The 17,381-nt window shown below is 74.7% G+C and carries 17 protein-coding genes; 7 read left to right on the top strand and 10 right to left on the bottom strand.

Going from position 1 to position 17,381, the window contains the following annotated elements; genetic code table 11:
* Window positions 1–194 precede the first annotated feature (194 nt).
* Window positions 195–1,907 carry an RIO1 family regulatory kinase/ATPase domain-containing protein gene (locus MY526_RS19695; protein WP_436704881.1) on the top strand — a complete coding sequence of 571 codons (1,713 nt, stop codon included), beginning with the start codon at window positions 195–197 and terminating at the stop codon, window positions 1,905–1,907.
* A gap of 10 nt (window positions 1,908–1,917) precedes the next feature.
* Here the strand turns inward: MY526_RS19695 and MY526_RS19690 are convergent, their stop codons facing one another.
* Complete coding sequence (locus tag MY526_RS19690; protein ID WP_436694339.1) at window positions 1,918–2,274, bottom strand: DUF5655 domain-containing protein; 357 nt, start codon at window positions 2,272–2,274, stop codon at window positions 1,918–1,920.
* Window positions 2,275–2,413: 139 nt separating this feature from the next.
* On the opposite strand from MY526_RS19690, the gene MY526_RS19685 reads away from it, so the two are divergent.
* Window positions 2,414–3,160 (top strand): ANTAR domain-containing protein, encoded by a 747-nt coding sequence (locus tag MY526_RS19685; protein WP_436704880.1) that lies wholly within the window; start codon window positions 2,414–2,416, stop codon window positions 3,158–3,160.
* A gap of 71 nt (window positions 3,161–3,231) precedes the next feature.
* Window positions 3,232–4,896, top strand: coding sequence for a glucose-6-phosphate isomerase (pgi, locus tag MY526_RS19680; protein ID WP_436694337.1), 1,665 nt, complete (start codon window positions 3,232–3,234; stop codon window positions 4,894–4,896).
* Here the strand turns inward: pgi and arr are convergent.
* From arr to MY526_RS19645, 7 genes are read right to left on the bottom strand one after another with little or no spacing between them, the layout of a single operon-like run.
* Window positions 4,893–5,354, bottom strand: a complete 462-nt coding sequence (gene arr / locus MY526_RS19675; protein WP_436704879.1) for an NAD(+)--rifampin ADP-ribosyltransferase — start codon at window positions 5,352–5,354, stop codon at window positions 4,893–4,895. The two genes, pgi and arr, sit on opposite strands and share 4 nt — an antisense overlap.
* A 20-nt stretch (window positions 5,355–5,374) precedes the next feature.
* Window positions 5,375–6,538 (bottom strand): alpha/beta hydrolase family protein, encoded by a 1,164-nt coding sequence (locus tag MY526_RS19670; protein ID WP_436704878.1) that lies wholly within the window; start codon window positions 6,536–6,538, stop codon window positions 5,375–5,377.
* 22 nt (window positions 6,539–6,560) lie between these two features.
* Complete coding sequence (locus MY526_RS19665) at window positions 6,561–7,313, bottom strand: SDR family NAD(P)-dependent oxidoreductase (RefSeq protein ID WP_436704877.1); 753 nt, start codon at window positions 7,311–7,313, stop codon at window positions 6,561–6,563.
* The gene (locus tag MY526_RS19660) at window positions 7,310–8,278 is read right to left on the bottom strand and encodes a fumarylacetoacetate hydrolase family protein (RefSeq protein WP_436704876.1); all 969 of its coding nucleotides are present in this window, start codon (window positions 8,276–8,278) and stop codon (window positions 7,310–7,312) included. The genes MY526_RS19665 and MY526_RS19660 overlap by 4 nt, the downstream gene beginning before the upstream one ends.
* Window positions 8,278–9,216 (bottom strand): VOC family protein, encoded by a 939-nt coding sequence (locus MY526_RS19655; RefSeq protein ID WP_436704875.1) that lies wholly within the window; start codon window positions 9,214–9,216, stop codon window positions 8,278–8,280. Before MY526_RS19655 ends, MY526_RS19660 begins: the two co-directional genes overlap by 1 nt.
* A 20-nt stretch (window positions 9,217–9,236) precedes the next feature.
* A complete protein-coding gene (locus MY526_RS19650; protein WP_436704874.1) occupies window positions 9,237–10,367 on the bottom strand; it encodes an FAD-dependent oxidoreductase in 1,131 nt (376 codons plus the stop codon).
* A gap of 11 nt (window positions 10,368–10,378) precedes the next feature.
* Window positions 10,379–11,359 (bottom strand): cyclase family protein, encoded by a 981-nt coding sequence (locus MY526_RS19645; protein ID WP_436694330.1) that lies wholly within the window; start codon window positions 11,357–11,359, stop codon window positions 10,379–10,381.
* A gap of 84 nt (window positions 11,360–11,443) precedes the next feature.
* On the opposite strand from MY526_RS19645, the gene MY526_RS19640 reads away from it, so the two are divergent.
* Both MY526_RS19640 and MY526_RS19635 read left to right on the top strand, forming a co-directional pair.
* Window positions 11,444–12,373 (top strand): LysR family transcriptional regulator, encoded by a 930-nt coding sequence (locus tag MY526_RS19640; protein WP_436694329.1) that lies wholly within the window; start codon window positions 11,444–11,446, stop codon window positions 12,371–12,373.
* Between the two features lie 114 nt (window positions 12,374–12,487).
* Entirely contained in the window at window positions 12,488–13,735 is a 1,248-nt protein-coding gene (locus tag MY526_RS19635; RefSeq protein ID WP_436704873.1) for an MFS transporter, read from the top strand.
* Window positions 13,736–13,768: 33 nt separating this feature from the next.
* Here MY526_RS19635 and MY526_RS19630 read toward each other — a convergent pair whose 3' ends face one another.
* The gene (locus MY526_RS19630) at window positions 13,769–14,410 is read right to left on the bottom strand and encodes a response regulator (RefSeq protein ID WP_436694327.1); all 642 of its coding nucleotides are present in this window, start codon (window positions 14,408–14,410) and stop codon (window positions 13,769–13,771) included.
* Window positions 14,397–15,623: a sensor histidine kinase gene (locus tag MY526_RS19625; protein WP_436694326.1), complete on the bottom strand. Its 1,227-nt coding sequence runs from the start codon at window positions 15,621–15,623 to the stop codon at window positions 14,397–14,399. The genes MY526_RS19630 and MY526_RS19625 overlap by 14 nt, the downstream gene beginning before the upstream one ends.
* 134 nt (window positions 15,624–15,757) lie before the next feature.
* On the opposite strand from MY526_RS19625, the gene MY526_RS19620 reads away from it, so the two are divergent.
* Both MY526_RS19620 and MY526_RS19615 read left to right on the top strand, forming a co-directional pair.
* Window positions 15,758–16,732, top strand: coding sequence for an SMP-30/gluconolactonase/LRE family protein (locus MY526_RS19620; RefSeq protein WP_436694325.1), 975 nt, complete (start codon window positions 15,758–15,760; stop codon window positions 16,730–16,732).
* Between the two features lie 32 nt (window positions 16,733–16,764).
* Window positions 16,765–17,274, top strand: coding sequence for an N-acetyltransferase family protein (locus MY526_RS19615; RefSeq protein WP_436694324.1), 510 nt, complete (start codon window positions 16,765–16,767; stop codon window positions 17,272–17,274).
* The last annotated feature ends 107 nt before the right edge of the window (window positions 17,275–17,381 follow it).

Here is a 17,381-nt window from a genome sequence, read left to right as displayed (position 1 = left end):
GACTTCGCCGCGCCGCCCTCGGCCGGCCCGCCGGTCTACCCGCCGGCGCCGCGCCCCGCGCCGTCGGACCGCCCGGCCGGCACCGCCCCCGGGACCGACCGGTGAGCCGCCGGGCCTGAGACCGCAGGTCCCGGCCGCGCCCCGGCGGGGCGCCGTCCCAGCCACGGCCCCCGCCGGACGGGCATCCTGGCGCGGTGGCGGACGACGAGGCAGGGGGGCAGCCGGGCGCCGAGGGCGTCCGGAGCCGGGTCACCGGCGCCCCCGGCACCGGCCCGCGCCGCCCGGAGTGGCCCGACGGCGCCGGCCGCCGCCGGCCCTCGGGGCGGGACCGCGACACCCCGCGGCCCGTCGCCCCGGTCGTCTGGACGGCGGCCGCGGTCTGCGCCGTGTCGCTCGCAGTACTGGTGTTCGCCGCCCGCCGGCCCGAGGTCCTGCAGGCGATGGACGAGGCGGTGCGGGACCGGCTGGCGACCGCCGACGGCGACCCGGCGTTCGCCGCCGACCTCGCCGCCCTGGGTCCGGTGCTGGGCTACCGGGTGCTGTGGGTGCCGACCGCCGCCCTGCTGGTGTGGGCGGCCCGCTGGCGGCACCTGGCCGTCTACCTCGGCAGCATCTCGCTGATGGCCGCCATCGCCCAGATCGCGGCGGGGGAGACGCAGCTGGCACAGGTCGTGCGCAGCGGCGTCACCGGGTCCGCGGTGAGCCTGGACCTGCCGGCCTGGCCGGTCATCGTGCTGTCCACGGTGGCAGCGGCCAGCCTGTACGCCCTGGCGCCGAGCGGCCCGGCGCGCCGCTGGGGGTGGGCCGCCGTCGTGGTGCTGGTGGCCGGCTTCGTCGCGGCGCGGGTCGCCCTCGGCCTCGACGCGCTCACGCTGGCCGTCGTCAGCGCGGTGCTGGGGGCGAGCGCGGCGGTGCTGGTCTTCGCCGTGCTGGCGCCGGAGTCCGAGTTCCCGGTGACCTACCGGCGCCGGGTGAAGGCCCACCTGGACCTGGACGAGGAGCGCACCGGCCGGGTGCTCGCCGCCGTCCGCGACCAGCTCGGTCTCGAGCTGGCCGACATCCACCCATACCGGCTGGACGGCTCGGCCGGCTCCACGCCGTGCCGGCTGACGCTGGCCCACGGCCCGCCCGAGCACCTGTTCGGCAAGCTCTACGCGACCAGCCACATGCGCTCGGACCGCTGGTACAAGCTGGCCCGCGTGCTCCGCTGGGGCCGGCTGGAGGACGAGGCGCCGTTCTCCTCGGTGCGCCGCCTGGTCCAGCACGAGGACTACATGCTCCGGCTGCTGCGGGACGGCGGGGTGCGGGTGCCCGAACCGCTGGGCGTGGTCGAGGTGCTGCCCGGCCGCGAGTACCTCCTGGTCACCGAGCTGGTGCCCGACGCCGTCGAGCTGCTCGACTCCCCGGTGGACGACGCGATCGTGGACGACGCGTTGCGTCAGGTGCTCACCCTGTGGTCGGCCGGGGCCGCGCACCGGGACCTCAAGCCGTCCAACGTGCTGGTCCAGGGCGACCGGGTGTACCTGGTCGACGTCTCCTTCGGCGAGCTGCGTCCCTCGCGCTGGCGGCAGGCGGTCGACCTCGCCGACATGATGCTGACCCTCGCCGTGGTCGCCGGGCCGCGCCGGGTGGTGGAGCGGGCAGCGGCCTTCTTCGAGCCCGAGGAGATGGCGGAGGCGTTCGCGGCCACCAACGCGCTCACCGTCCCGCGGCAGTTGGCCACCCGGATCGCCGAGACCCGCCCCGACCTGGTGGAGGAGTTCCGCGCCCTGCTGCCCGAGTGCCAGCGGATCCGGACGCAGCGCTGGAGCGTGCGGCGGGTGCTCCTGGCCGTGGCGACCGGAGCCGGCGCCGTCCTCGCCGTGGCGCTCCTGGCCCTCAACCTGCGGGCCGGCGGGCTGCTGTGAGCCGGGGCACTCAGCCCGCCCGGCCGGCCGCCTCCCGCAGCCGGTCCGCCACCTCGTCGTCCACCTCGGCCACGTCGTGCACCTCCAGGTGGTGCACCCAGTGCCGGCTCGAGGGGTGGGCGACCTCCTTCCACCGCGGCGACGGGTCCTCCCGGCCGAGGGCGAGCGAGAGGACCACCTCGGCGCCGGGACGGGCGAGGTACCGGCCGGGCAGCCACAGCCAGGCGAAGCCGCGCCGGCGCCGGAACGCCACCTGGCTGGGCGTGACCCGGACGTCGGCCCCGCCCGCCGCCGCGAGGACCTCACCGACCCGGTCGAACACCGCCCGGCCCAGCGGGCTGCCGGCGAGGTACTCCTCCGCGTCCACCGGTCCTCCCGTCGCCGGCCGCACGATCCGCTCGATCCACCGCGCCGGAAGGTCTGTCGCGCGGCCTCCGGAGGCGGCACGGTGTGCGCCGTCCCCCCAGTGGCGCGGGCGGCCGGCTCGAGGAGATCGAGGTCTTCCCATGGTGGTCCACCCAGACGTCCGGCGCGTGGTGCCGGGCACCCCGGAGGTGGCGTTCGCCGAGCTCGGGCGCGTCCTGCTCGAGGCGCGGCCCCTCCCGGCGACCCTCGGCCTGGTCGCCCGGCTCGCCGCCGCCATCCTCGACCCCACCGCCGAGGCGTCGGTGACCCTGTCCCGGGACGGCCGGCTGGCCTCGATCGGCGCGACCGGCCCCCGCGCGGCGCGGCTGGACGAGCAGCAGTACGCGGGCATCCCCGGTCCGTGCGTGGACGCGGCGCGCACCGGCGGCACCGTCGCGATCGAGGACACCGCGACCGAACGGGTCTATACCGAGTTCGCCCGCGCGGCGGCACGTGCCGGCGTCACGGCCGTGCTGGCGGTCGGGCTGCCGCCCGGGGCACGGATCGGCGGGGCGCTGACCCTCTACCGCACCGCCGCCGGCCGGTTCGGCCCGGTCGCGGTCGAGCTGGCGCGGGCCTTCGCCGGGTACGCGGCCGGCGCGGTCGCGGCCGTGCAGCCCCGGCAGCCGACCCGGGAGACCCGGGTGACCATGCAGTCCCGGGCGGTGATCGAGCAGGCGAAGGGCGTGCTCATGGCCCGCCACCACTGCTCGGCCGAGGAGGCCTTCAGCCGGCTGGCCACCGAGTCCCAGCGCACCAACCGCAAGCTGCGCGACCTCGCCGTCGACCTCGTGACCGCGGTCCAGCGGGCCGACGTCGCCGGAGGGACCGTCCCCGGGGGGACGTGAGCGGCCCGGCGTTTGTGCTGGTGGCGGTGCGCCTACCAGGCTGGGGGAGTTCCCGACCCCCGGAGGGCAGCATGCAGAGCACCGCGACGGACCTCACCGCGACACCGGAGTGGGCCCGCCTGGCCGAGCACCACCGCACCCTGGCCGGCCGGCACCTGCGGGAGCTGTTCGCCGAGGACCCCGACCGGGGGCGCCGGTTCGCCGCGCGCGCCGGTGACCTCTACCTGGACTTCTCCAAGCACCGGGTCACCGACGAGACGCTGCGCCTGCTGGTCGAGCTCGCGGAGCGGGCCGGGCTGCGCGAGCGGATCGACGCGATGTTCCGCGGCGAGCACGTCAACCCGACCGAGGACCGCGCGGTCCTGCACGTGGCCCTGCGTGCGCCGGCGGGCCGGCAGCTCGTCGTCGACGGGCAGGACGTGACCGCCGACGTGCACGCGGTGCTGGCGCGGATGCGGGCCTTCGCCGAGCGGGTGCGGTCCGGGGAGTGGGTGGGGCACACCGGCCGGCGGATCCGGGCGGTGGTCAACATCGGCATCGGCGGCTCGGACCTCGGCCCGGCGATGGCCTACACGGCGCTGCGCGCATTCAGCGACCGCGACCTCACCGCGCGGTTCGTCTCCAACGTCGACCCGACCGACTTCGCCGAGGCCAGCCGCGACCTCGACCCGGCCGAGACGCTGTTCGTCGTCTGCTCCAAGACGTTCACCACGCTGGAGACGCTCACCAACGCGACGGTGGCCCGCGACTGGCTGCTGGCGGGCCTCGGCGGCGACGCGTCCGCCGTCGCCAAGCACTTCGCGGCGGTCTCCACCAACACCGAGGCGGTGCGGGAGTTCGGCATCGACCCGGCCAACATGTTCGAGTTCTGGGACTGGGTGGGTGGCCGCTACTCGTTCACGTCGGCCATCGGCCTGTCGCTCATGGTGGCGATCGGGCCGGACGCCTACGACGAGATGCTGGCCGGCTTCGCCACCGTCGACGAGCACTTCCGGACCGCGCCGTTCGAGTCGAACCTGCCGGTCCTCCAGGGGCTGCTGAACGTCTGGTACACGGACTTCTTCGGCGCGCAGACCCACGCCGTCCTGCCCTACAGCCAGTACCTGTCCCGGCTGCCGGCGTACCTGCAGCAGCTGACGATGGAGAGCAACGGCAAGTCGGTCCGCTGGGACGGGCAGCCGGTGACGACGTCGACCGGCGAAGTGTACTGGGGCGAGCCGGGCACCAACGGCCAGCACGCCTTCCACCAGCTGCTGCACCAGGGGACGGCGCTGGTGCCGGCGGACTTCATCGGCTTCGGCGAGCCCAACCACGACATCGGCGAGATGCACGACCTGCTGATGGCCAACCTGTTCGCCCAGTCCGCGGTGCTCGCCTTCGGCCGGACGGCCGAGGAGGTCGCCGCCGACGGGACGCCGGCCGAGCTCGTGCCGCACAAGGTGATGCCCGGGAACCGGCCGTCGACGACGATCCTCGCGCCGAAGCTGACGCCGTCGACGCTGGGCCAGCTCGTCGCCCTCTACGAGCACACCGTGATGACGCAGGGCGTCATCTGGCAGATCGACTCGTTCGACCAGTGGGGTGTGGAGCTGGGCAAGGTGATGGCCCGCCAGCTGGAGCCCGCGCTGACCTCGGCCGAGGCGCCGCAGGTCGACCAGGACCCCTCGACGACGGCCCTGGTCGAGCACTACCGGCGGCTGCGCGGCCGCCCCGTCCGAGGTCCGGAGGGCTCCTAGTCCTCGATGACGTCCAGTCCCTGCTCCCGCAGCAGGGCCAGGTGGTCCAGCATCCCCTTCAGGACCTCCGGGTCGTGGCCCTCCCAGCCGTCCACCTCGCCGACGACGCGCAGCGGGTGGCGGGTGCGGTAGGACTGCGTGGGGTTGCCGGGGAACCTCTTGTCGGTCACGTTCGGGTCGTCCTCGAAGGGACCCAGGGGTTCCACGACGTAGATGTGCCCCAGCTCCCCGGTGCCGGCCAGCGCGGTCGCCAGCTCCGCTCCCCAGGCGGCGGTGTCCACGAGCGCGGTGAAGTAGACGTTGTTCGACACCCGGCCCTCCTGGAAGTTGGAGCCGCGGCCGGGAACCAGCTCGGCGCCGACCTCGAGTACGGACTTCGTCCCGTGGTAGAAGGGCCCCCGGATGTGCTCGCAGTGCTCGTAGGTCACCGGGACGTGGCTGCCGCCGTTCTCGCCCATCGCCGTCTCCCCGGGGGCGGTCAGGAGCGCTTCAGCTCGGCGAAGGTGTCGGCGACCCAGTCGGCGATGAAGGTGCTGACGTAGGGCAGGTGGTCCAGCCCGATGTGCTCGGTCGCGCCCTCCTCGGGCGTGAACACCCGCAGCTCTCGCTTGGGGGAGTTGACCGCCTGGTCGTAGGAGCGGTGCGCGTACTCCAGCGGGATCTGCCGGTCGTTGGCCCCGTGCGCGATGAGGAACGGCACGGTGATCTTCTCGACGACGCCGTCGAGGTGGACGTCGTCGGCGAACTCGATGAACGCGTCGAGGTCGTCGTGGCCCCACACCCACAGCACGTGCTCCCAGTAGTGGGGCACCGGGCGCTCGCCCTCGCGCTCCAGCCGGCGGCGCTGGACGGCGCCCCAGTCGTGGTTGGCGCCCCAGGCGACGCAGAGGGCGAAGCGCTTCTCGAACGCGGCGGCGCGGGGGGAGTAGTACCCGCCCAGCGACCAGCCGACGATGCCGATGGCGGCCGCGTCGACGTCGTCCCGCTGCTCCAGCCAGTCGACGGCCGCGCCGGCCCACGCCTCGGTGTCGATGCGGGCGGCCAGCCCCTGCAGCCGCAGCGCCTCACCGGTGCCCGGCTGGTCGAGCATCAGGCAGGAGATGCCGCGGGCGGCGAGCTCCTCCCAGTGGCCCGAGGAGTACATGTGCTCCTTGGTCGAGTCCAGGCCGTTGACCAGCACGATCACCGGGGCGGGGCCGGCGTCGGTCGCGGGGGCGGCGCTGAGGTAGGCCGGCAGCGTGGTGCCCTCGTAGGGGATCTCGACGCGGGAGACCCGCGGGCTGTGCAGGGCGAAGGCCTTCTCCGCCAGCTCCAGCACCCGCTTGTAGGTGGGCACCCGGTTCGGGTCGGAGTGGGCCAGCATCCGCTCGGCCTGGCACAGGTAGTTGGTGGCGCGGGAGTACAGCTGGCCGGCGGTGCGGGTGTGCCCGGCCTTCTCCGCGTCCTCGGCCTGCCCGACCAGCTGGTCGGTCAGCGCCGTCCACGCGCGGAGGAAGTCCGGCGTCCCGGCGTCCTCGCCCTGCTGGGCGGCGTCCTTGATCGGCCGGCAGGCGCGGTCGACCTCGTCGATCAGCCCGCCGGAGTTGAGGGTGGCGACGACGCCCAGGTTCCAGACGTAGTTGCCCGGGAAGTACTCGAACACGGGGGTTCCTCTCTCGGTGTGCTCAGGAAGCGGTGCCGACGGCGTCGCTGATCGACTTCACGCCGCCGTGGGCGGTCATCCCGCCGTCGACGGGGATCTCCGCGCCGGTGATGAACGAGGCCTCGTCGCTGACGAGGAACAGCACCAGGGGCGCGACCTCGTCGACGGTGCCGGTGCGGCCGAGCGGGGTCTCGGCGACGTTGGCGTCGCGGAACGCCGGGGCGGCCGAGGCGGTCATCGGCGTCTCGATGTACCCGGGGTGCACGGTGTTGACCCGGATGCCGCGCGGCCCGAGCTCCAGGCAGGCGGCCTTGGCCAGACCGCGCAGCGCCCACTTCGACGCGGTGTAGGCGACCGGGAAGTGCCCGGTCAGTGCCGCCACCGAGCCGACCACGACGACCGACCCGCCGGCGGTCATCAGCGGGGTGAGCGACTGGATGCCCAGCAGCGTTCCGGTGACGTTGACGTCGGAGACCCGGGCGAGGTCGGCGGGGTCGAGGTCGGCCAGCCGGGCCCGCCAGGTGACGCCGGCGTTGGCGACCAGCCCGTCGACCCGGCCGTACCGGGCTCCCAGGTCAGCGGCGAGCGCCGTCCAGCCGGCGCCGTCGGTGACGTCGAGCTGCCGGTAGTCCGCGCCGCCGAGGTCCTCGGCCGGCGCCGGCGACAGGTCGCAGCCGATGACCGTGGCGCCCTCAGCGGCGAGCAGCCGCGCCTCGGCCGCCCCCTGGCCCTGGCCGGCGCCGGTGACGACGACGACCTTGCCCGCCACTCTCACGAGAGGCGCTTGCGGGCCCGCGACCTCGGGCGCGCCGGCGCGACCGGCGGCAGCTCGAGGCCCTCGACGACGCGGTTGCGGATGGTGCCGATGCCCTCGACGGTCATCTCGACGACGTCCCCGGGCCGCAGCGGGGGAGGCTTCTGCTCGCCGCGGCGGCCCCACAGCTCGGCCAGGCAGCCGCCGTTGCCGCAGGTGCCCGAGCCGAGCACGTCGCCGCCGCGGACCTCGGCGCCGCGCGAGGCGTAGCTGATCAGCTCCTCGAACGGCCAGCCCATGTTGGACAGCAGGTCCTGGCCGACCTCGGTGCCGTTGACCGACACCCGCATGTCCAGCGCCAGGAACCCGTCGGCGTCCCGGTGGGACTCCAGCTCGTCGGCGGTCACCAGCCAGGGCCCGAGGGTGGTGGCGGAGTCCTTGCCCTTGGCCGGGCCGAGGTTGACCTTCATCTCGCGGCGCTGCAGGTCGCGGGCGGACCAGTCGTTGAGCACGGTGTAGCCGAAGACGTGGTCGCGGGCCTGCTCGGGGGTGAGCGAGGCGCCGTCCCGGCCCACCACGACGGCCACCTCGAGCTCGAAGTCGAACAGCTGCGACCCCGGCGGGACGGCGACGTCGTCGTGCGCGCCGATCAGCGCGTATGGGTTGGTGAAGTAGAAGGTCGGCGCCTGGTACCACTCGGGCACGACCCCTGCGCCGTCCCCGACCGAGGCGACGACGCCCTCGACGTGCTCCTCGAACGCGACGAAGTCCCGCACCGTCGGCGCGGCCAGCGGCGGCAGCAGCCGCACGCCGTCCAGCGGGACCGCCGGCCGGTCGAGCGCGACCGCGCCGACGTCGAGCGCGGCCGGCAGCCCCGCGCGGACGAGGTCGAGCACCGTCGTCCGCGCGGGGAGCTCGTGCAGCCCGGCGTCGCTGACGACGCCGGCGCGGACCCGGCCGTCCGCCTCCCAGGTGGCGAACCGCATCAGACCGGGGGGGCCACGAAGAGGCCCTTGTCGGGGTCGTTGAACGAGCGCGAGGCGACGAACTCGTTCATGGCGTTGGCGGTGCCCCACTGGTCGGAGACCTCGGGGTCGGTGAAGTCGTAGAGGTGCGGGTGCCAGGTGTCCTCGTCGATCTGCTCCAGCTCCGTCGTGTACTCGACGGTGTTGCCGTGTGGGTCGAGGAAGTAGCTGAAGGTGTTGTTGCCGGCCAGGTGGCGGCCGGGGCCCCAGATCTTCTCGACGCCCGCGCGCAGCAGCCGGCCGGTGCCGCGCATGTACTCGTCGAGGCCGCGCAGCTCGAAGGAGGCGTGGTGCAGCGAGGGGTGCGGGCCCCGCGCGATCGCCAGGCTGTGGTGCCAGGCGTTGATCCGCATGAACCACATCATGTTGCCCATGCGCGGGTGCATGAGGGTGTCGGACAGGGCGAAGGCGAGGTGCTTCTCGTAGAAGGCCCGGGTGCCCTCCGGGTCCGCGGAGTTGATCACCACGTGCGACAGGCGGACCGGGATGGACTCGCCCTCCTCGACGGCCCGGTGCTGCCGGACGGCGACGTCGGCGCTGATCTCGACGGTGCGGCCCTCGTTGTCGAAGAAGCGGAAGCCGTAGCCGCCGCCGGGGGTCTGCAGCGTGCCCGGCTCGGTGACCAGCTGGACGCCGTCGCACGCGAGCTGCCCGGCGAGGGTGTCGACGTCGGCGGCGTCCTTCGCGCCGAAGGCGATCAGGTCGATCCGCTTGTCGTCGGACTGGCGCAGCCGGACGACGTACTGCTCCGGGCTGCCCTCGGCGGCGAGGAAGGTGAGCTCCGAGTCGGAGTGCTCGGCGGTCAGGCCCCAGGTGTCGGTGTAGAAGTCGAGCTGCTTGGCGTGGTCGGGCACGGCGAGGTCGACGTGCCGCAGGTGGGTGATCAGGCGCTGGGTCATGGGGATGTCCTCGGGTGCGTTCAGGCCGGCCGGCTGACGAGCTCGGCGATGCTGCGGAAGAGGGCGGGCGCGTCGCCCTGGACGTGGTCGAGCTGCCACTGGGCGAGCTGGTTGGAGGCGTCGACGACGGCCGTCGCGCGCGCGACGCGCCGGGCGTGGAAGGCGTTCCACAGGTCCTCGACGAGGGCGTCGCGGGTGAGCAGCAGGTCGGCGAGGACGGCGGCGTCCTCGAGGGCCTGCGCTCCGCCCTGGGCGAGGGTGGGCGGGCAGGTGTGCGCGGCGTCGCCGATCAGGACGACGCGGCCGCGGTGCCACGGCGCCGGGAGGACGTGGGTCTCGAACCAGGTGTAGTTCACCCGGGCCGGGTCGGTGAGCGACTCGCGGATCTCGTCCCACGGGCCGTGGTAGGCCGCGGCCAGCTGCTTCATGGTGGCCAGCTGCTCGTCGGGGGTCAGCGTGGAGCGGTCCTGCGCCGGCTCGACGATGTAGGCGTAGAGCGAGTCCTCGCCGGTGGGGCAGTAGCCGGCGATGAACGACGGCCCGCCGTAGTAGAGGTCGGTGCGGGTCACGCCGGCCGGGCGGGGACCGAAGGCGCGCCAGATGCCCATGCCGATCGCGCGGGTCTCCAGGTCGATGCCCAGCGCGCGGCGGGTCCAGGACCGGACGCCGTCGGCGCCGACGACGAGGTCGTGGCGGCCGGTGGACCCGTCGGCGAAGGTGACGTCGACGCCCGCTGCGTCCTGGCGCAGCTCGGTGTGCGTCGTCCCGAAGCGGGCCTTGACGCCGACCTCGGTGGCGCGGTCGACCAGGATCCGCGCCAGCTCGGGCCGGGGCATGCCGATGACGGCGGGCAGGTCGGGACCGCCGGTGCGGGCGTCCTGGATCTCGGCGACGACGGTGCCGGCCGGGTCGGGCGCGCGGATGCCGGTGACGTCGAAGGCGTACCCCGCGTCGCGCACCTGCTCCCAGACGCCGAGGCCGCGCAGCTCCCGCAGCGCGTTGCCCTGCAGGGTGATGCCGGAGCCGAGGGCGGTGGTCTCGGTCTTGATCTCGACGAGCTCGACGGCGACGCCGGCCTCGGCCAGGCGGATCGCGGTGGCGGTGCCGGCGAGGCCGGCCCCGACCACCAGGACGCTGTTCACGGCGGGCACGGGCAGCTCCCTCACTTGACGGCGACGGGGTTGACCGGGGCGCCGACGGCGCCGGTCACGGGCAGGGGGGCGGCGGTCAGGAAGAAGTCCCACACGCCGTCGGCGGCGCAGTCGGCCGCGAGCGCGTCGAGGTCCCACATCTCGCCGATGAACAGGCCCATGTTCGGGATGGCGACCTGGTGCAGCGGCTGGAAGGCGAGGTCGAACTCGTTGGGCCGGACCTCGAAGCCCCAGGTGTCGGTGGCGACGCCGGCGATCTCGGTGCCGTGCAGCCAGTCGGCGGTGGTGAACGACAGGCCGGGGGAGTCGCCGCCGGCGTAGTCGCCCCAGCCCTCGCGGCGGGCCCGGGCCAGCCGGCCGGTGCGCACCAGCAGCAGGTCGCCGCGGCCCACCCGGGCCGTCGCGCCCTGCGCGGCGATGGTGGCCTCGAGGTGCTCGGCGGTGATCGCGAAGCCGTCGGGCAGCTCGCCGTCGGTGCCGATGGCGCGGCCGACGTCGAGCAGCACGCCGCGGCCGGCGATCAGCGCGGCGACGGTCTCGATGCCGGTCACCGTGTCGCCGTCGCTGGTGACGACGTCGCCGGCCCGGCGGCCGTTCCACGCGTTGCCGTGGTCGAAGATGTGGCCGAGCCCGTCCCACTGGGTGGAGGCCTGCAGCGGCATGAACACGACGTCGTCGGCGCCGCCGATGCCGTGCGGGAACCCCTGGGTGCCGCGCTCGGCGTCGGTCCCGGTGTCGAGCATCGTGTGCACCGGGTTGGTCCGGCGCCGCCAGCCCTTCTGCGGGCCGTTCATGTCGAAGGACTGGGCGAGGGAGAAGCTCGCGCCGCGGCGCACCCGCTTCGCACCCTCGAGGCGCTTGGCCTCGTCGAGGAAGTTCAGCGTGCCGAGGACGTCGTCGGCGCCCCAGCGGCCCCAGTTGGAGCAGCGCCCGGCGGCCGCGGCGATCGCGCCCTCGGGGTCGGTGCGGTCGAGCGCCGGCGTGTCCGTCACGTGTCCAACGGTCTACGGATCGATGTCACTCGGGAAGAGGAGATGTCTGATGTGCTACATCAGCGCGGTCGATACCGTTCGGCCGTGAACATCGCGAGCCTGGACCTCAACCTGCTCGTGTCGCTCGACGCCCTCCTGCAGCAGCGCAGCGTCACCCGCGCCGCGGCGCAGATGGGGCTGTCCCAGCCGGCCCTGTCGGCGTCCCTGGCCCGGCTGCGCCGGCACTTCGGCGACGAGCTGCTCACCCGGGCGGGCAACGAGTACCGGCTGACGCCGCTGGCGGTCCAGCTCAAGGAGCTCGCCCGGCTCGCGCTGGCCGGTGTGGAGCGGGTGTTCGAGGCGCAGACCGAGTTCGACCCGGCGTCCTCCCGGCGGGAGTTCTCCCTGCTGGTCAGCGACTACGTCGTCGCGATCCTCGGCGACGCGGTCGCCGGGCTGCTCGCGGAGGAGGCGCCGCACACCCGGCTGCGGCTGACCGCCAACACCCCGGCCGCGGTGGAGCGGGCCGACCAGGTGCTGCTCTCCACCGACCTCCTGCTGCTGCCGCACGGCTTCGTCACCGACCTGTCGCACCGCGACCTCTACCGGGACGAGTGGGTCTGCGTGGTCGCCGCCGGCACGCGGCCGGCGGAGGAGGGGCTGACCGTCGAAGACCTCCAGCGGCTGCCGTGGGTGGCCACCTACCACGGGCAGACGGCGTCGACGCCGGCCGCGCGGCAGATGCGGATGCTCGGCATCGAGCCGCGGGTCCAGGTGATCACCGAGGCGTTCCTGACCGTGCCGGCTCTGGTGGCCGGCAGCGACCGGATCGGCCTGCTGCAGCGCCGACTGGTCGAGCAGCTGCCGCTCGACCTCGGGATCCGGGCGCTGCCGTGCCCCTTCGAGGTGTCCCCGCTGATCGAGGCGATGTGGTGGCACCCGGTGTACGACGACGACGCCGAGCACGCCTACCTGCGGGACGTCGTCGCGCGGGCGGCGGAGATCGCGGTCGGGGCCGCGCCCGAGGCGGTATAGCCCGCGCTGATACCAGACCCCCGAGCGAAGTGATTTCCGCTCGCGGGCCGCCGTCCGCACACTTCGCGGTCGTGATGCCGGTCACCGGGACCGGCCCTCGCCTCGGAGCTGCCCGTGTCGGAACACGTCCTCGACCCCGCCGACCTCGGCCGGGAACCCCTCGCCGGAGAGGTCGCCGTCGACCCGGCGACCGGCCGTCCGGCGGGCCGGCCGCAGGCCGTCGTCCTCCTGCTGTCCAGCTGCCTGGCCGTGCTGGGCGCCGTCCTGCTGGCGCCGGTGCTGCCGCGCATCCAGGACGCCTTCGCCGGGACGCCGGGGGTCGAGACGCTCACGCCGATCGTGCTGACCGCCCCGGCGCTGGTCATCGGGCTGACCGCGATGGTGGCCGGGCGGATCGTCGACCGGGTCGGCCGCAAGCGGCTGCTGGTCGGCGCCCTGGTGGCCTACGCGTTCGCCGGCACCGCGCCGCTGTGGCTGGACTCGCTGCAGCTGATCGTGGCCAGCCGGGTGCTCGTCGGCCTCACCGAGGCGGCGATCATGACCTGCTGCACGACGCTGCTGGCCGACTACTTCTCCGGCTCGCAGCGCGAGCGCTACTTCGGCCTGCAGGTCGCCTGCACCACGGTCGCGGCGACGGTCTTCTTCGGCCTCGGCGGCGCGCTGGGTGCGCAGGACTGGCGGACGCCCTTCTGGCTCTACGCGGTGAGCCTGCCCCTGGCCGCGCTCGCCGCGACGTACGTGTGGCAGCCGGCCCCGCAGGGCGCCGCCCGCACCACGGCGCTGCCCGCGCTGCCGTGGCGGCAGCTGGCCGCGCCGGTCGGCGTCAGCCTCGTCGGCGGGCTGGTCTTCTACGTGCTGGTCGTCGAGCTGTCGTTCGTGCTGGACGGCATCGGCGTGGAGTCCACCGGGACCATCGGTGCGATCAGCGCGATCGCGTCGCTCGGCACGGCCACCGGCGCGTTCCTGTTCGGCCGGCTGGCCCGCCTCGGCCCGGCGGTCACGGTGCCGGCGGCGCTCGCCTTCTCCGGCATCGGCCTGCTCGGGCTGTCCTTCGCCGGATCGATCCCGGCGGTCGTCGTCTTCGCGGTGGTGACCGGGTTCGGCAACGGGCTGCTGCTGCCCTCCCTGCTCACCTGGGCCCTGGGCTCGCTGAGCTTCGAGCAGCGCGGCCGCGGCACCGGCGTCTGGACGTCGGCGGTCTTCATCGGCCAGTTCGTCTGCCCGCTGCTGGTCCTCGGACTCAGTGACGCGATCAGCGGCCTGGACTCGGCGCTGGCGGTGCTCGGCGCGGTCGCGGTGGTCGCCGCGGTCGGCGTCCGGCTGGCCCGTCCGGTCGCCGCGGCGGAGCCGGCAGGGCACTGACCCGGTCGACGGCGGATCGTCCGGGCTCGAGGGTCAGGCCCGGATGATCCGCCGCTCGATGGCCCGGGCGACGGCGCCGGCCCGGGTGTCCACGCCGAGCTTCGTGTAGATGTGCGAGAGGTGGGACTTCACCGTCGCCTCGCTGACCAGCAGCCGCCGGGCCATCTCCTTGTTCGCCAGGCCGCCGGCCAACAGGCCGAGGATCTGCACCTCCCGCTCGGTGAGCGCGGGCACCGGCGACCGGGCGCGGCGGACCAGCAGGGCCGCCACCTCCGAGGCGAGCACCGTCTCGCCCCGGGCGACGGACCGGACGGCACGGAAGAGCTCCTCCGGTGGCGCGTCCTTGAGCAGGTACCCGGAGGCGCCGGCGTCCAGCGCGGCGAGGACGTCGGCCTCGGTGGTGTAGGTCGTCAGCACGAGCACCCGCGGCGGGTCGGGGAGGTCCCGCAGCAGCCCGGTCGTGGCGGCGCCCCCCGGGCCGTCGCCCAGGTTGAGGTCCATGAGGACGACGTCGGGCCGGGTGCGCCGCACGACCTCCTGCGCGCCGGCCGAGTCGGGCGCCTCGTCGACGACGAGCAGGTCGGGCTGGCTCTCCAGCAGCGCCCGGAGGCCGACGCGCACCACGGGGTGGTCGTCGACGAGCACGATGCGCAGCGCGGGCTCACCGCCGTCCATCGCCGTTGCCTCCCACCGGGATGGAGAAGGCCAGCGCGGTGCCCTCGCCGGGGGCGCTCTCGACGGCCAGCGTGCCGCCGAACTGCTCGGCGCGGTCCCGGATCCCGGGCAGGCCGCGGCCCCGGGCACCCCGGGCGGCGGCGCGTCGGGGGTCGAACCCGACCCCGTCGTCGCGGACGTCGAGGGAGACGACGTGCGGCTGGTAGGTCAGGGACACCGTGGCCGTGGTCGCGGCGGCGTGCTCGACCACGTTGGCCAGCGCGCCGCGGGCGGTCCGGAGCAGCGCGGTGGCCACGTCCGCGGGCACCTCGACCGGCGTCCCGTCGACGTGCACGTCGACGTGCACGCCGGTGCCCGACACGGCGCGGTCGCAGGTCCGGCGCAGCGCGGCCACCAGGGCCGGGCCGGTGCCGGTCAGGCCGAGCTCGGACGGGGCCAGGTCGCGCACCACGCGGCGGACCTCCTCGAGCCCGTCTCGCGCCGTGCCGGCCGCCTGGGCGACGTGGTCGCGGGCAGCGGCGGGGCGGCTGGTCCACGACCGTTCCGCGGCCTGGAGCAGGAGGTTGATGCTCGACAGCGCCTGCGCCACGCTGTCGTGGATGTCGCGGGACAGCCGGGCCCGCTCGGCCAGCACGCCGGCGCTGTGCTGCGCCTCGACCAGGTCGCCCTGGGCCTCCTGCAGCTCGCGCACCAGTTCCTGACGCGACGCGGCCTCCCGCTCCAGGGCCCGGTACGCCACGACGGTCAGCCAGGCGACGCAGATCGGCCCGGCGACCACGGTGGCGTCCAGCTCGCCCTGCATGAGCGTCCAGGCCACGACGACGCCGGCGGTCATCGCCGCGATGACCACCCCGGCCGCCGCGAAGGGCAGCACGCGCAGGGCGACGAACGAGAGCGGAACCGCGATCCAGGCGAACGACGGCGCCAGCGAGAGCAGGACCGCCCAGATCAGGACCAGCGCGAGGCACCACACCGACGCCGGCGCGCCGCGCGCCCACCGGCCCGAGCGCCGGCCGGCCAGGTGACAGACGACGAGCAGGCCGGCTGCCGCCAGCACCGCGGGGGTGCGGTCGCCGGACCCGTGCGCGTCCACGTAGCGGGCGGCGGAGGCGAGGGTGAGGAGGACGAGGACGACGTCCAGCCAGACGTCGAGCCGGCTGATGTCGGCCAGGATGCCGCGCACGCCGCTGTGGCGCTCGAGCATCCGGTCCATGACCCCTCGACGCTACGACTCCCGGCGACCGGGGTCATCATCCGTTCGGCTACCCCCGCGGGGACCGTTCGCCCGATGCCCGTGGCCCTCGGCGGGGGCAGCGTGGAGATCCCACGACGACCCCGGGAGAACCCGTGCGACGACTGCTCGCCCCTGCCACCGCCCTCGGCCTCACCCTGCCGCTGCTCCTCGCCGTCCCGCCCGCTGCCGCATCGGACGACGACCACGGCCGCCCGGCGACGTACGAGCTGGACGGCGACCCCCGCGACCCGGCCGGCTCGAAGTTCGAGGGCATCGGCGTGGACCCGCGGGAGCGGACGTTCTACGTCAGCGAGACCACCGGTGGGGAGATCCACCGCGGCGACGTCCGCACCGGCGAGACCGAGGTGTGGCTCCGTGAGGGCGCCGACGGCCGCGTCACCGCGCGCGGGATCACCACCGACGCCGAGGGCCGGGTCTACATCGCCGGCGGGCCGAACGGGCTGGACGACGAGTCGAGGCCCGACCTCTGGGTCTACGACGCCGACGGCAGCCTGCTCGCGGCGCTGCGGGTCGACGTCGCGGGCGCCTTCCTCAACGACGTCGCCATCGGCCCCGACGGCGCGGCGTACTTCACCAACTCCAACGCGCCCCAGGTCTTCCGCGTCGCCCGCGAGCACGGCGAGTGGCGGGTCAGCACCTGGGCCGACGCGACCGGCACCATCGAGCAGCGCCAGGGCTTCAACCTCGGCGGCATCGTCGTCTCCCCGGACCACCGCTCGCTGGTCGTCGCGCAGGGCAACGCCGGCATCCTGTGGCGCTTCGACCTGCGGACCGGCGCCGCCTCCCGGATCGACACCGGGAACGCCCGGCTGACCGACGCCGACGGGTTGGTCCTGCACGACGACCGCCTCGTGGTGATCCGCAACTTCAGCCGGGTGCTGACCACGCTGCGGCTGGACCGGCACGCCCGCTCCGCCGAGCTGGTCTCCGAGACGCCCACCGACCCCGCGCGGGTGTTCACCACGGGCAAGGAGGCCCGCGGCCGGCTCCTGCTGGTGGACAGCAAGTTCGACGAGCCGGTCGCCGCGCCGCCGTACGAGGTGGTGGCCGTCCGGCTGCCGCGGTGAGACGGCGCGAACCGCCGCCCTGCGATCCGGCGGTGATCTCCGCGCTGACGGTTCGCCGGGCACGGGTGGAGGACGCCGCGCAGATGGCGCGGGTGAACGTCCGGTGCTGGCAGGAGACCTATCGAGGGCTCATGCCGGATGCGGTCCTCGATGACCCGGGCTTCCCGGCTGCGCGGGCGCGGTTCTGGACTGCCGCGTTGACCGACGAGCGCCATCGCGAGAACCGCGTGGCTGTCGCCGAGCGGGATGGCGAGGTGGTGGGGATCGCCATGTCGGGCCCGCCCCTGGACGCCGCGGCGGCGTGGGCGCGGCAGCTGTACGTGCTCTACGTGCGTGCAGCCGACCACGGCACGGGTGCCGGGCGGGCACTCCTGGAGGCGGTCGTCGATCCGGGCGAGTCGGCGGCCCTGTGGGTGGCCGACCCGAACCCTCGCGCCCAGGCGTTCTACCGCAAGCACGGCTTCGTCGCCGATGGGGCGGTCCAGGTCGAGGGCGGGGTGCGGGAGATCCGCATGGTCCGCGGCACGCGGCACGGCCGGTAGACGAGCTCGCCGGTTCTCCCGCCCCGGCGGCCGCGTCGGTTTCCCGACGTGTCCCCTCGTCGATACACCGCGGGCTTCACGGGGCGGACACCCGCGCCTCGTGTCGG

This window comes from Geodermatophilus sp. CPCC 205761, assembly GCF_051383655.1.
Taxonomy (GTDB): Bacteria; Actinomycetota; Actinomycetes; order Mycobacteriales; family Geodermatophilaceae; genus Geodermatophilus.
Note: the sequence above shows the minus strand (reverse complement) of the source record. Positions and strands in the feature narration are given on the sequence as shown.